Below are 13,475 nucleotides of genomic sequence, written 5' to 3'. Positions count from 1 at the left end.
GCACCATGGCTGCGGCCCGTGGGCTGCTGACGCTGGCGGCCGGGGAGCCGATCGACCGGATCCCGGCCCCGCACATCGAGTACGCGCAGCTCGCGCCCACGCTGATCGTGGTGGGCGCGGCGGTCCTCGGAGTCCTCGTCGAGGCCTTCGTGCCGCGCAAGTCCCGCTACTACGTCCAGGTGTTCCTCGCCGTCGCCGCTCTGGCCTCGGCCTTCGCGGCGGTCGTCGGCCTCGCCGCCGGCGGGTACGGCGGCGACAAGGCGCACATCGCGGCGATGGGCGCCGTGGCCGTGGACGGCCCGGCACTGTTCCTCCAGGGGATCATCCTGCTGTCCGCGATCGTCGCCGTCTTCACCTTCGCCGAGCGGCGGCTGGACCCGGCCGCCCACGGCAACCGGGTGGACTCCTTCGCCGCGCAGGCGGCGTCCGTACCGGGCAGCGAGAGCGAGAAGGCCGCGGTCAAGGCGGGCTTCACCACCACCGAGGTCTTCCCGCTGGCCCTGTTCGCGGTCGCCGGCATGCTGATCTTCCCGGCGGCCGACGACCTGCTGACGCTGTTCGTGGCCCTGGAGGTCTTCTCCCTCCCGCTGTACCTGCTCTGCGCCGTCGCCCGCCGCCAGCGGCTGATGTCGCAGGAGGCCGCGGTCAAGTACTTCCTGCTCGGCGCCTTCTCCTCGGCCTTCCTCCTCTTCGGCATCGCACTGGTCTACGGGTACGCGGGCTCGGTCTCGTACGCGGCCATCGCCGACGTGGTCGACGGCACGGTCACCAAGATCGACCCGGCGCTCGCCGACACCATGGGCAACGACGCGCTGCTGCTGATCGGCGGGGCGCTGATCCTGACGGGCCTGCTCTTCAAGGTCGGCGCCGTCCCGTTCCACATGTGGACCCCGGACGTCTACCAGGGCGCCCCGACCCCGGTCACGGGCTTCATGGCGGCGGCGACGAAGGTGGCGGCGTTCGGCGCGCTGCTCCGCCTGCTGTACGTGGTCCTGCCCGGACTGCGGTGGGACTGGCGGCCGGTGATGTGGGGCGTGGCCATCGTGACGATGCTGGCCGGTGCGGTGATCGCGGTGACCCAGACCGACGTCAAGCGGCTGCTGGCCTACTCCTCGATCGCCCACGCGGGCTTCATCCTGGCCGGTGTGATCGCGACGTCGGCGCAGGGCGTCCAGTCCGTCCTCTTCTACCTGGGCGCGTACTCCTTCGTGACGATCGGCGCGTTCGCGGTGGTCACGCTGGTGCGCGACGCCGGCGGCGAGGCGACCCACCTGTCGAAGTGGGCCGGTCTGGGCCGCCGTTCGCCGCTGACGGCGGCGGTCTTCGCGGTGTTCCTGCTGGCCTTCGCCGGCATCCCGCTGACCTCCGGCTTCGCCGGGAAGTTCGCCGTGTTCAAGGCGGCGGCGGAGGGCGGCGCCGGGGTGCTGGTCGTGGTCGGTGTGATCTCGTCCGCGATCGCCGCGTTCTTCTACATCCGGGTGATCGTCCTGATGTTCTTCAGCGAGCCGAAGGCGGACGGCCCGACGGTGGCCGTCCCTTCGCCGCTGACGATGACGACGATCGCGGTGGGCGTGGCGGTGACCCTGGTCCTGGGCGTGGCACCGCAGTACTTCCTGGAGCTGGCGGGACAGGCGAGCACGTTCGTCCGCTGACCCCCGCGACACGCCACTGGGCCCGGCTCCCCTCGGGGAGCCGGGCCCGGTCGCGTTTCCCCGTCGGGCGCCCCCTAGAGGGATCCCACAATGCGGCCCGTGACCTCGCCGAGGCCGACGCGGGCGCCCTCGGGGCCCGGGGCCCAGGCGGTGAGGGTGACGGTGTCGCCGTCCTCGAGGAAGGTGCGCTTGCCGTCGGCGAGCTCGATGGCGTCGCGGCCGTTCCACGTCAGCTCCAGCAGCGAGCCGCGCTGCCCGACCTCGGGGCCGCTGACCGTGCCCGAGCCGTAGACGTCACCGGTGCGCAGGGAGGCGCCGTTGACCGTCATGTGCGCGAGCTGCTGGGCGGCGGTCCAGTACATGGTCGCGAACGGCGGCCGCGCCACCTCCTGCCCGTTGATGGAGACGGTGATGTGCAGGTCGAAGCCGCCGGGCCGGTCGGCATCGGCGTCGTCGAGGTACGGCAGGAGGGGGAAGTCGCGGGCGGGCGGGGCCACCCGGGCCGTCTCCAGGGCCTCCAGCGGGGTGACCCAGGCGGAGACCGAGGTCGCGAAGGACTTGCCGAGGAAGGGGCCGAGCGGCACGTACTCCCAGGCCTGGATGTCGCGCGCCGACCAGTCGTTGAGCAGGAACAGCCCGAAGACGTGGTCCTCGAAGTCGGCCAGCGGAACCGGACGGCCCTGCTCGGACGGGGTGCCGACGACGAAGCCGACCTCGGCCTCGATGTCGAGCTTGACGGACGGCCCGAAGACGGGCGCGGCGTCGGCCGGGGTCTTGCGTTGCCCGGAGGGCCGTACGACGTCCGTCCCCGAGACCACGATCGTGCCGGAGCGGCCGTGGTAACCGATCGGCAGGTGCTTCCAGTTGGGGGTCAGCGCCTCGCCGTCCGGGCGGAAGATGTGGCCCACGTTGGTGGCGTGGTGCTCGCTCGCGTAGAAGTCGACGTAGTCCGCGACCTCGTACGGCAGGTGCAGGCTGACGGCGTCCAGCGGCAGCAGGTGCGGCTCGACCGTCCCGCGGTGGCCGGGGTCGGTCACCCACGCGGTCAGCGCACGGCGCACGTCGCGCCAGGCGGTGCGGCCGGCGGCGAGCAGCGGGTTGAGCGAGGCCTGCCCGAGCAGCGCGGCGTACGGGGAACCGAGCGCGGCCGCGGCCGCCCCCGCGTCGAGCACGTGTCCGCCGATCCGCACGCCGATGCGACGGCGGTCCGGCTCCTCGGCGGTCGAGAAGACGCCGTACGGGAGGTTGTGCGGCCCGAACGGGTCGCCCTCGGGGACATCGAGGGGGCTCTGCTGGGGCATGGGGTACTGCCTCGCTTTCGATGCGGACCGGGGGTGTCCCGGGAGCTGGTTGATACGTTACGTGGCCAGTGGGGCCGGTGGGAGGCCGGATTGGGGCTCTATTTGTAGGACTTGTCCAAAGGGGTCCGTATCCTTGCGCCGTGACTTCCGCCCTGCTTTCGGCCCTCCCCTTCGCCTTGATCGCCACTGACCTGGACGGGACCCTGCTGCGCGCCGGAGACACCGTCTCCGCCCGCTCGTACGCGGCGCTCGCGACGGCGCGCGCCGCGGGTGCCCAGCACATCATCGTCACCGGACGCCCCGTCCCGCAGGTCCGTCATGTACTCGATGACCTCGGCTACACGGGGCTCGCGGTGTGCGGGCAGGGCGCGCAGGTGTACGACACGGCCGGCGCGCGCATGCTGCACTCCGTCGCCCTGGACCGGGAACTGGCCGAGGTGGCGCTCGGGAAGATCGAGGCGGAGATCGGCGAGGTGTACGCGGCGGTCAACCAGGAGGGGCTGCACGCCGAGATGCTGATAGGGCCGGGCTACCTGATGTGGCATCCGCACCTGCCGACGGTCCGGGTGCGCAGGCGCTCCGACCTGTGGGCCGCGCCGATCAACAAGGTGCTGCTCCAGCACCCGGAGCTCGACGACGACGAGCTGACGCGGGTGGCGCGCGCGGTGGTCGGGGACCTGGTGAACGTGACGATGGCGGGGGAGCACACGGTGGAGCTCCAGCCGCCGGGCGTCAGCAAGGCGAGCGGCCTGGCGCTGGCGGCGCAGGAGCTGGGCGTCGGCCCGTCGTCGACGATCGCCTTCGGCGACATGCCGAACGACATCCCGATGTTCGCCTGGGCCGCCCACGGAGTGGCCATGGCCAACGCCCACCGCGAACTGATTGCGGTGGCCGACGAGCTGACCCTCTCCAACGAGGAGGACGGCATCGCGGTGGTCCTGGAACGCCTCTACCGCGGCTGATCCGCCCCGGGGAAGGGGGAGGGGAAGGGGGAGGGGGAGGGGAAGGGGGAGGTGGGGGAAGGGCCGGTGGGGGACCGGCCCCGCACGCCCCTCAGCCCGCCGCCCTCGGCAACCGCCTCTCCCACGTCCGGTGGAAGACGATCTCCTCCCCCTCCCGGCACACCACCTCGTTCGAGGTCAGGAACCCGCCCTCGTCACACGAGATCTCCGACCGGGTGTCCACCCGCACGTCCCACCCCGACTCCGGCCGGTGCAGGCGGATCCGCCACTGGGAGCCCGCCCGCGCCGACAGCGCGTCCGCCGAGTCGATCTCGTAGACCTCCTCCGCGTCCTCCCCGTACTCCAGCCCGTCCGGATACACCCGCGTCCCCCCGTACCGCGGGTCCACCTCCAGCCGCCACCGCCCGCGCGCCACGTCCCGTACGACCAGCCGCTCCGGCCGCGGCTCGTCCAGCGTGGCCGGGTACGACACCCCCAGCGGCCCGGCCTGTTCCGGCGGCTCGAAGCCGACCTCCGGCTCCGGCCCCGCGGAGCGGACCGGCAGGACCACCGCGCTGCCCGCCGGATCCAGGGTCCACCCCGCCTCCGAGCCGGCCCGCGGCCAGATCCACGGCCAGTACGCCGACGACAGCGCGAGCCGGATCCGGTGCCCCGCCGCGAACCGGTGCCCGATGCCGTTCAGCTCGAACACCACGTCCTCGTACGCGCCCACCGGCCACGGCACCGCCTTGTCCCGCCCCAGCCGCGCCGAGAGGTTCAGCGCACCCCGCGTCACCAGCGTCGAGGACCCGTCGGGCGCCACGTCGCACAGCCGCGCCACCACCTGCCCGTACGGGACGTCCATCCGCAGCCGGGCCGTCACCTGCGCGCGGCCCAGGACCTCCACCGGCTCGCGCCCCACCGGGAACTCGAAGCAGGCCGACTTCGCGTCCTCCTCCCGCTGGTCCGGCGGCAGGTCCGCCTCGTTCCCGAAGGGGAAGAACCGCCCCGCGTCCAGCCCCGTGTGCTGCGGGGAGGCCACGGCCACCGGCGCGCCCCGGAGCGCGTACGTGATCGGGGTGACGGCGGGGGAGGGCCACTCGGCGTCCCCGACCCAGCGCCCCGGCAGCACCTCGTACGTGGTCGCCGGAGGATGGGACTCCGAGATCCAGGACCGCAGCAGCGGCTCGTCCATCACCCCGTTCTCCGCGCCCTTCAGCCAGTGGTCCCACCACCGCAGGGTCTCCTGGAGGAAACCGATCGCCGGCCCGGGCGGCAGCCCCCGGTCCGGGTACTGGTGCGACCACGGGCCGATCAGTCCCCGCACCCGGTCGGCGGGCAGGTGCGAGACCAGCCGCAGCACGGTGTCCCGGTACGGGTCGTGCCAGCCGCCCACCGCCAGCACGGCGGCGCCGATCGCCGGGTAGTCCTCGCAGACGCTGCCGTGGCGCCAGTAGTCGTCCCGCGTCTGGTGGGCGAGCCAGGTGTGGATCAGGGGTTCGACGGATTCCAGCCGGGCCAGCCACTGCTCCCGCCAGCCGTCCCCGGCGTACAGCGGGTCCGGCGGCCGCGCCGCGAAGGCCAGCATGGTCGCGGCCCAGGCGTGCATGTCCACGGCCAGCACCGAGCCGCCCATGTAGTGGACGTCGTTGTCGTACCGGTCGTCCGTCGAGCAGACCGTGACGACCGCCTTCAGCGCCTCGGGGGCCTGTGCCGCGATCTGGAGGGAGTTGAACCCGCCCCACGAGATCCCGAACATGCCCACCGACCCCGTGCACCACGGCTGCTCCGCCAGCCACTCCACCACCGCCGTCCCGTCGGCCAGTTCCCGCGCGTCGTACTCGTCGCCCGGGTTGCCGCCGCTGCAGCCGTGGCCCCGTACGTCCACCCGGACCGAGGCGTAGCCGTGGCCCGCGTACCAGGGGTGGCGCTGCCAGTCGCGGGGCGCGGTCCAGTCGGTCAGCCGGTACGGCAGGTACTCCAGCAGGGCCGGGACCGGCTCGTCGGTCAGCGGGCGCCAGATCCGGGCGTACAGCTCGACGCCGTCGGGCATCGGGATCCGGACGTCCTCGTGCGCCGTCTCGTACGGGAACTCGGTACGGATGATCATTCGGCAACCACCTCAGTGGACGGGGTGCATCGTGCGCCGCAGCCACGGCGCCAGCGCGATCACGGCCAGGCCGACCGCCACCGCGACGGCGCCGTTGACGCCGAAGTACACGGGAGTGAAGACCTGGCCGTAGACCTTGACCACCTGCGCCTGGATGCCGTTGGCGAGGGCCAGCGAGAGGAACCACAGGGCCATGGTCTGGCTGGCGAAGGCCTTCGGGGCGAGCTTCGTGGTGGCCGACATGCCGGAGGTCTCCAGCAGGACGTCGCCGAGCCCGAGCAGCAGGTACGAGCCGACGATCCACCAGGCGGCCATCCGGTACGCCTCCCCTCCGTGCCCCGAGGTGGGGATGACCATCAGCAGGAAGGACAGGCCGCCCAGGATCACGCCGATGGCGATCTTGTTCGAGGCGTGCGGCTGGCGGGGGCCCATCCGGCCCCACAGCGCGGCCACGACCGGGGCGAGCGCCACCTCGAACGCGCCGAGCGCGGAGGCGTACCAGCTCGCGGGGAAGTGGAAGCCCAGGATCTCGGTCCGGGCGTTCGTCGAGGCGAGCAGCATCATCGTCGAGTACGCCTGGAAGAGGATGAAGTTGAAGGCGACCGAGGCCAGGAAGAGCACCACGTACGGGCGCAGCCGTCCGCGCTCCTCGCGCGTCACCCGCGGGCTGCGGAACATCACCGCGAAGTAGACGGCGGGCGCGATCACCGAGACCAGCGTGAGCAGGTCGACGAAGCGTTCCATGGTGAGCAGGCCGATGCCCGCCAGGAGGGTGGCGAGCGCGCCCGCGGCGAGGAGACCCGCGACGATCCACCACACGGCGCGGCGCATCGCGTCGGGCGCGAGGGCGTACTCGGCCGAGTGCTTTCGCCCGGCCAGGTGGCGGCGGCCGAGGACGTACTGGACCAGGCCCGCGGTCATGCCGACGGCGGCGGCGGAGAAGCCCCAGTGCCAGCCCTGGTGCTCGCCGAGCCAGCCGGTGACCAGGGGTCCGGCGAAGGCGCCGATGTTGATGGCCGTGTAGTAGAGGGCGAAGCCGGCGTCGCGCCGGTCGTCGGCCGTCCGGTACAGCTTGCCCACCATGCTGGCCACGTTGGGCTTGAGGAGGCCGGTGCCCGCGCTGATCAGGCCGAGGCCCGTCCAGGTCATGGCGGCCGTCGGCACCGCCATGGCGTAGTGGCCACAGGCGATCAGGATGCCGCCCCAGAGCACGGCCCGGTACGAACCGAGGATCCTGTCGGCGAGCCACCCGCCGGCGACGGAGACGAGGTAGACCATGGTCCCGTAGGCCGCCGCGACGGAGGCGGCGGTGCCCGGGTTCATCCCCAGGCCGCCGTTGGCCACCGTGTCCGCGAAGTAGAGGACGAGGATGGCCTGCATGCCGAGGAACGAGAAGCGCTCCCAGACCTCCAGTCCGGACAGCGTGGCGAGGCCCCGGGGGTGCCCGAGGAAGGCGTGGTCGTCTCCGGGCGGCGGCTGGTCCGCCTCCGGGTCCACCGGCTCCGCCGGTTCCTCTATTGCGGTGACAGTTCTGGACAAAACGCATTCTCCGGTTGTTTCGGCTCCTCACGAACATACCGGTGCGCATCGGGCGGTGCGCGGGTGGCGACATGGCGGCCGCTCTCGGTGATCGAAAACAGACCGGATACGCTGGCTTGAGTGATGGCAGCGACACATCGACAATCCAGGTGATCGTCACCGTGATCGTCAGCAGACAGGAGTACCCCTCGTGACCGTCGTCGGGCCGTTCGGACTGAGCGTGCGGGACCAGGCTCTTGAGACCGATGTCCAGGCCGGACTGGCCGCCGTCGAGGCGGGTCTGCTGGAGGCCACCAAGAGCGAAGTCCCCTTCATCACCGATGCCGCGCAGCACCTGCTGCGCGCCGGGGGCAAGCGGTTCCGGCCGCTGCTGGTGATGCTCGCCTCCCGATTCGGCGACCCCTACGCGCCCGGCATCGTGCCCGCCGCGGTGGTCGTCGAGCTCACCCACCTGGCGACGCTCTACCACGACGACATCATGGACGAGGCGGACGAGCGCCGGGGCGTGGCCAGCGCCAACGCCCGCTGGGGCAACTCGGTGGCCGTCCTGACGGGTGACTTCCTGTTCGCCCGCGCCTCGCACATCCTGGCCGACCTCGGGCCGGAGGCCGTGCGCATCCAGGCCGAGGCCTTCGAGCGGCTGGTCACCGGCCAGATCCTGGAGACGGCCGGCCCGCGCGACGGCCGCGACCCGGTCGCCCACTACCTCGACGTCATGGCCGGCAAGACCGGCTCGCTGATCGCGGTCTCCGGCCGGTTCGGCGCGCTGATGTCCGGCGCCGACGAGTCGGTCGTCGACATCCTGACCCAGTACGGGGAGCGCCTCGGCATCGCCTTCCAGCTCGCCGACGACGTCCTGGACATCGCCTCCGACTCGCACGAATCCGGCAAGACCCCGGGGACGGACCTGCGCGAGGGCATCCCGACGCTGCCCGTGCTGCGGCTGCGCGAGATGGCCGCCCAGGGCGGCGACCCCGACGACCTGGAACTCGTACGCCTCCTCGACGGCGACCTGACCGACGACGCCCTGCACGCGCAGGTGCTCGCCCGGCTGCGGGTGCACCCCGCGCTCGAGCAGGCCCGCCGCGACACCGTCCGGTACGCGCAGGAGGCGCGGGCCACGCTGGCGCCGCTGCCGGAAGGCTTCGCGAAGTCGGCGCTCGAGGAGCTGTGCGACGCGGTGGTGCACCGCGCCGGCTGACGGCCGTCCGACCCGGGCGAGGGCCCGGCATCCCCTACGGGTAGGGGATGCCGGGCCCTCGCCGTGTCATCCCTGGGGCGTACGCCGAGTTGGCCCCGGGGGGTGACGCCCCGACCCCCTCTCCTTTGGTCATATGGAGACACACCAGAACGGGTGACACAGAGGTAGGGCAGACATGGCAACGAACGCAAAGACCCGCAAGGCCGCCCGGTACGCCGTACCGGTAGCGGTGGCGGGTGTGGCCGCCGCGACCGTGGCGATGGTCCCGGCCTTCGCGAACTCCGGCGGCCCCGACCTGCCGAAGATGACCGCGCAGCAGCTCATCGAGAAGGTCGCGGCCTCCGACGTGCAGCAGCTGTCCGGCAGCGCGAAGATCAGCACCGACCTGGGTCTGCCGAAGCTGGCGAGCGGCCTCCTCGGCGGCGGGGGCGTCGCGGGCGGCTCGGCCAACCCCGAGGACAAGATCGCGCAGCTGGCGAACGGCTCGCACACCGTGCGCGTCGCGGCCGACGGCCCGGACCGCCAGAAGCTCACGTTCGTGGACGGCAAGGACGAGTACAGCCTCGTCCACAACGGCGCCGACGTCTGGGGGTACGACAGCAAGGCCAACGAGGTCTGGCACGAGAAGAACCCCGAGGCGGCGGCAGCCGGCAAGGAGCAGAAGAAGACGGCCGAGCGGCTCGGCGGCGCCTCGCCCCAGCAGCTGGCCCAGGACGTGCTGAAGGCCGCCGGCCCGACCACGGACGTCAGCGTGGGCGAGACCGCGCAGGTGGCCGGCCGGGACGCGTACCAGCTGGTGCTGAAGCCGAAGCAGAGCGGATCCACGGTCGGCTCGGTCAAGATCGCGGTGGACGCCAAGAACGGCGTGCCGCTGCGGGTGCAGCTGCTGGCGGCCGAGGGCGGCAAGCCTATCGTCGACGCCGGGTTCACCAAGGTGGACTTCGCCAAGCCGGCCGCCGACACGTTCGCGTTCACCGCGCCCAAGGGCGCCAAGGTGACCGAGGGCGCTTCCGAGGCCGGCGAGGAGGGCCACGGCAAGGAGTTCAAGGGCCTGGACTCCTTCCCCGGCCTCGACGCCCTGACCGGCGGCATGGGCGGCGCTGGCAAGGGCGGCGAGACGAAGGTGCTCGGCGAGGGCTGGGCGACCATCGCCCGCGTCGACACCGGTGCCGGCAAGGGCCTGAAGGACCTCGAGAAGTCCGCGAACGGCAAGGACGCTCCGAAGGAGGCCAAGCAGTTCCTCGACTCCCTCGGCGGCAAGGTCACCGGTAAGTTCGGCGAGGGCCGGGTCTTCAAGACCCGCCTGGTCAACGCCCTGATCACGGACGACGGCAAGGTCTACGTCGGCGCGGTCACCAAGGACGCGCTGGTGCAGGCGGCCGACGCCAACAAGTAGTGCCGCACGGCCGGTGGGGCCGTGGAGCCGTAGAGCTGTCCGAAGGGTGGGCGGGGACTGTGTCCCTGCCCACCCTTCGGCCGTTCCGGCCCTGTGTACAGCGGGCCCGCTGTACCGTGAAAAGCATGTCGAGACACGTCACCATCCGCCTGGACGAAGAGTTCCACGAGCGCCTCAAAGCGCGCGCGGCGGCATTGGGGACGACGGTCACCGCACTGATCACCGAGGTGACCGAACGCGAACTCGACGAGGACCGGAAGAACTTCCTGTCCGGCATCGAGGAGTTCGCCGACCACTGGAGCTACTTCCAGGAGCGGTTCGGCAATTGAAGATCACCATGGAGTGGGCCTGGACCGCTCTGGCCCACCATCTCCCGTCAGATCCCGCCGTGTGGGATCCCTCCGGGGTGGCCGCCGCGGTCGCCCGGCACCAGAACGACCTCGTCCTGGTGCCCGAACAGCCCGCCCCGGACACCGCGTGGCGGGCCGCCGCGTTTCTGCACACCCTCGCGGTGTGCCCGGCGCTGGAATCGCCGATGAACGAGTTCTACGCGGCCGCCGCCACGCGCTCGTACCTGCGCGTGGCGGGGGCCAAGCAACTGCCCTCGCCGGAGGACCTCGGCGACCTGGTCGAGGCGGCCAAGCTGGGCCGCGCCGACATCGCCGCGGTCGCCGAGGAACTCCGGGCCCTCATACAGGAGCCGCAGACGGCGTCGTCCTAGGCCCTGCCCTCGCGGTCCCGGCTCAGAAGGTGATCTTCCAGCTGTTGATGTAGCCGGTGTCCTGCGCCGCGCCGTCCTTCACCCGCAGGCTCCAGAGCCCGTTGGCCGCCTCGCTCGACGCGTTGACCGTGTACGACTTGACGATGTTGTCGGCGCTGCCGCCACTGCGGTTGTGCAGGTTGTAGACGGTGCCGTCGGGGGCCACCAGGTCCACCACCAGGTCACCGATGTACGTGTGCACGATGTTCACGTCCACCTTGGTGGTGGCCGGGGCGTTGCCCGTGACGCCGGAGACCGTGATCGGCGAGGTCGCCGCGGCGCCCGGGGAGTCCGGGATGTTCACGTCCGCCGTGTTCTCGAAGGACTGGCCCGGCGGGACCGGGGTGGCGGCCCCCAGGTTCCAGATCGCGTACGCGATGGCGTCCGAGTTGCGGTCGAGGGCGGTGTCGTTGATGTTCGCCGAGGTGTCGCACGAGGCGTGGTAGCAGCGGTCGAAGGCCTGCCCGGAGGTTCCGCCCCACTTCTGCGCCTGCGCCGCCGTCTTGGTGTAGTCGGCGCCGGAGAACAGACCGCCGACCGGGATGCCCGCGCTCTTGAACGGGGCGTGGTCGGAACGGCCGTCGCCCTCGGTCTCGATCTCCGTCGGGATGCCGACGCCCGCGTAGTAGTTCTTGAAGGTCTGCTCGATGGTCGGGTCGTCGTCGTAGACGAAGTAGCCCGGGTTCGGCGAGCCGATCATGTCGAAGTTCAGGTAGCCGGAGATCTTCGACTTCTCGGCGGCCGGCAGGTTGTTCACGTAGTACTTCGAGCCGATCATGCCGAGCTCCTCGGCGCCCCACCAGCCGAACCGCAGGTGCTTGGTGGGCTGGAGCTGTGCGCGCGAGACGGCCAGCGCCGTCTCCAGGATGGCGGCCGAGCCGGATCCGTTGTCGTTGATGCCGGGACCGGCGGTCACCGAGTCCAGGTGCGAGCCGGCCATCAGCACCGAGTTCGGGTCACCGCCCGGCCAGTCGGCGATCAGGTTGTAGCCGGTCGCGCCGCTGCTGGTGAAGGTCTGCAGGGTGGTGGTGAAACCGGCCGCGTCCAGCTTGGCCTTCACGTAGTCGATCGAGGCCTTGTAGCCGGCCCGGCCGTGGGCGCGGTTGCCGCCGTTGGCGGTGGCTATGGACTGCAGCTGTGCCAGGTGCGCCTTGACGTTGGCGACCGGGATGTCGGGCGGGGTCGGCGCCGCGGTCGCCGCCGTGGGGGCGGCGAGTGCGGCGGGAGCGGTGGAGGCGAACAGGCCGGCGACCGCGATCGCGGTCACGGCGGCGAGACGCCGGGAGACGGACAGGCTCATGTGGGGGACTCCGGGATTCCGTTGGGGATTGAACGGAACGTGCGGGGTGGCGCAATTGAGCGATCGTGCGTCAGTGCGAGCCTGATGTTCAGTGGAAGGGTGACTGCCCGTCAAGACCGAGATTCGGTCAGGGTCGTTCGGAAAACGGACGATCCCCGTCACGGAAGTTCCGTGGCGGGGATCGTGGGGGTGTCGGGGGTGCTGTGCGGTGTCACGCCGGCTCGGTCGCCGGGGCCGGCAGCGGCCCGGTGGCGGCGCGGGCCGCTTCGAGCCGGACCCGGTTCTTCCGCGCCGTGCGCAGCGCGTCCCAGGTCAGCAGCGCCAGGGCGACCCAGACCAGGGAGAATCCGGCCCAGCGCTCCGGCGGCATCGCCTCGTGGAAGTAGACGACGCCCAGTCCGAACTGGAACACCGGGGCCAGGTACTGGAGCAGCCCGAGCGTGGACAGCGGGACCCGGATCGCGGCCGCCCCGAAGAAGACCAGCGGGATCGCGGTGACCAGCCCGGTCGCGGCGAGCAGCGAGGCGTGCCCGAGGCCCTCCGCGGCGAAGGTGGACCTGCCCTGGGCGCCCAGCCACAGCAGGTAGCCGAGGGCGGGCGGGAACAGCAGCGCGGTCTCGGCGGCGAGCGATTCGACCCCGCCCATGTTGAGCTTCTTCTTGATCAGCCCGTACGTGGCGAAGGAGAAGGCCAGGACCAGCGAGATCCACGGCGGCCGCCCGTACCCGACGGCGAGCACCAGCACGGCGGCCACGCCGATGGCGACCGCCGCCCACTGCGCCCGGCGCAGCCGCTCGCCGAGGAGCAGCACGCCGATCGCGATGGTGACGAGCGGGTTGATGAAGTAGCCGAGGCTGGCCTCGACGACCGCGCCGTTGTTGACCGCCCAGATGTACAGGCCCCAGTTCACGGAGATCACCGAGGCGGCCAGCGCGGTCAGGGCCAGCTTGCGGGGCTGCCGGAGCAGGTCCCGTATCCAGGCCCAGCGGCCCATGGCCAGCAGCAGGATCCCGACCACGCCCAGCGACCACACCATGCGGTGGGCGAGGATCTCGATGGCCCCGGACGGCTTGAGCAGCGGCCAGAACAGGGGGACCAGCCCCCACATCCCGTATGCGCCGAATCCGTAGAGCAAGCCCGTGCGTTGCTCGTTCTCCGCCTTCACGGGGCCCTCCAGTCGTGATTCGGCCAACCTCACGAAGGTAGCGCCGCAGGGGCCGGATGTCATGCCCGTTTACAGGAGATACTCATGACACGTCCCGGGTCTTGCGTGGC

11 protein-coding genes are annotated in these 13,475 nt (G+C 71.6%); 6 read left to right on the top strand and 5 right to left on the bottom strand.

The features are described 5' to 3' along the window. Positions 1 to 5 precede the first annotated feature (5 nt). The gene (gene nuoN, locus ACFY1T_RS03880) at positions 6 to 1,652 is read left to right on the top strand and encodes an NADH-quinone oxidoreductase subunit NuoN (RefSeq protein WP_030864706.1); all 1,647 of its coding nucleotides are present in this window, start codon (positions 6 to 8) and stop codon (positions 1,650 to 1,652) included. Positions 1,653 to 1,726: 74 nt separating this feature from the next. On the opposite strand, the gene fahA is transcribed toward nuoN, so the two are convergent. Then, the gene (fahA, locus tag ACFY1T_RS03875) at positions 1,727 to 2,953 is read right to left on the bottom strand and encodes a fumarylacetoacetase (RefSeq protein WP_390786804.1); all 1,227 of its coding nucleotides are present in this window, start codon (positions 2,951 to 2,953) and stop codon (positions 1,727 to 1,729) included. Positions 2,954 to 3,093: 140 nt separating this feature from the next. On the opposite strand from fahA, the gene ACFY1T_RS03870 reads away from it, so the two are divergent. Beyond that, positions 3,094 to 3,915: an HAD family hydrolase gene (locus ACFY1T_RS03870; protein WP_390786803.1), complete on the top strand. Its 822-nt coding sequence runs from the start codon at positions 3,094 to 3,096 to the stop codon at positions 3,913 to 3,915. Positions 3,916 to 4,006: 91 nt separating this feature from the next. Here the strand turns inward: ACFY1T_RS03870 and ACFY1T_RS03865 are convergent, their stop codons facing one another. Together ACFY1T_RS03865 and ACFY1T_RS03860 are read right to left on the bottom strand one after the other, a co-directional pair. After that, positions 4,007 to 6,004 carry a CocE/NonD family hydrolase gene (locus ACFY1T_RS03865; protein ID WP_390786802.1) on the bottom strand — a complete coding sequence of 666 codons (1,998 nt, stop codon included), beginning with the start codon at positions 6,002 to 6,004 and terminating at the stop codon, positions 4,007 to 4,009. 12 nt (positions 6,005 to 6,016) lie between these two features. Further along, positions 6,017 to 7,543: a peptide MFS transporter gene (locus ACFY1T_RS03860; RefSeq protein WP_390786801.1), complete on the bottom strand. Its 1,527-nt coding sequence runs from the start codon at positions 7,541 to 7,543 to the stop codon at positions 6,017 to 6,019. Between the two features lie 190 nt (positions 7,544 to 7,733). On the opposite strand from ACFY1T_RS03860, the gene ACFY1T_RS03855 reads away from it, so the two are divergent. From ACFY1T_RS03855 to ACFY1T_RS03840, 4 genes are all read left to right on the top strand, one after another. Next, the gene (locus ACFY1T_RS03855) at positions 7,734 to 8,744 is read left to right on the top strand and encodes a polyprenyl synthetase family protein (protein ID WP_351781589.1); all 1,011 of its coding nucleotides are present in this window, start codon (positions 7,734 to 7,736) and stop codon (positions 8,742 to 8,744) included. Between the two features lie 175 nt (positions 8,745 to 8,919). Beyond that, positions 8,920 to 10,140: an outer membrane lipoprotein carrier protein LolA gene (locus tag ACFY1T_RS03850; RefSeq protein ID WP_390786800.1), complete on the top strand. Its 1,221-nt coding sequence runs from the start codon at positions 8,920 to 8,922 to the stop codon at positions 10,138 to 10,140. 125 nt (positions 10,141 to 10,265) lie between these two features. Beyond that, the gene (locus ACFY1T_RS03845; RefSeq protein ID WP_229337077.1) at positions 10,266 to 10,469 is read left to right on the top strand and encodes a ribbon-helix-helix domain-containing protein; all 204 of its coding nucleotides are present in this window, start codon (positions 10,266 to 10,268) and stop codon (positions 10,467 to 10,469) included. Then, complete coding sequence (locus tag ACFY1T_RS03840) at positions 10,466 to 10,861, top strand: hypothetical protein (RefSeq protein WP_030870054.1); 396 nt, start codon at positions 10,466 to 10,468, stop codon at positions 10,859 to 10,861. Before ACFY1T_RS03845 ends, ACFY1T_RS03840 begins: the two co-directional genes overlap by 4 nt. A gap of 22 nt (positions 10,862 to 10,883) precedes the next feature. On the opposite strand, the gene ACFY1T_RS03835 is transcribed toward ACFY1T_RS03840, so the two are convergent. Together ACFY1T_RS03835 and rarD are read right to left on the bottom strand one after the other, a co-directional pair. Then, the gene (locus tag ACFY1T_RS03835) at positions 10,884 to 12,200 is read right to left on the bottom strand and encodes a M28 family metallopeptidase (RefSeq protein WP_390786799.1); all 1,317 of its coding nucleotides are present in this window, start codon (positions 12,198 to 12,200) and stop codon (positions 10,884 to 10,886) included. A gap of 211 nt (positions 12,201 to 12,411) precedes the next feature. Then, complete coding sequence (gene rarD / locus ACFY1T_RS03830; protein ID WP_390786964.1) at positions 12,412 to 13,365, bottom strand: EamA family transporter RarD; 954 nt, start codon at positions 13,363 to 13,365, stop codon at positions 12,412 to 12,414. Positions 13,366 to 13,475: the final 110 nt, after the last annotated feature.

Source organism: Streptomyces sp. NPDC001194, from assembly GCF_042896985.1.
In the GTDB taxonomy this organism is placed as follows: Bacteria; Actinomycetota; Actinomycetes; order Streptomycetales; family Streptomycetaceae; genus Streptomyces.
The sequence above is the reverse complement of the archived record's forward strand: the minus strand, read 5'-3'. Positions and strand labels throughout refer to the sequence as shown.

Bases quoted from the DNA above. Each gene is read 5' to 3' on its own strand.
- nuoN (WP_030864706.1), top strand. From the start codon at position 6: ATGGCTGCGGCCCGTGGGCTGCTGACGCTGGCGGCCGGGGAGCCGATC.
- fahA (WP_390786804.1), bottom strand. From the start codon at position 2,953: ATGCCCCAGCAGAGCCCCCTCGATGTCCCCGAGGGCGACCCGTTCGGG.
- ACFY1T_RS03865 (WP_390786802.1), bottom strand. From the start codon at position 6,004: ATGATCATCCGTACCGAGTTCCCGTACGAGACGGCGCACGAGGACGTC.
- ACFY1T_RS03850 (WP_390786800.1), top strand. From the start codon at position 8,920: ATGGCAACGAACGCAAAGACCCGCAAGGCCGCCCGGTACGCCGTACCG.
- ACFY1T_RS03845 (WP_229337077.1), top strand. From the start codon at position 10,266: ATGTCGAGACACGTCACCATCCGCCTGGACGAAGAGTTCCACGAGCGC.
- ACFY1T_RS03835 (WP_390786799.1), bottom strand. From the start codon at position 12,200: ATGAGCCTGTCCGTCTCCCGGCGTCTCGCCGCCGTGACCGCGATCGCG.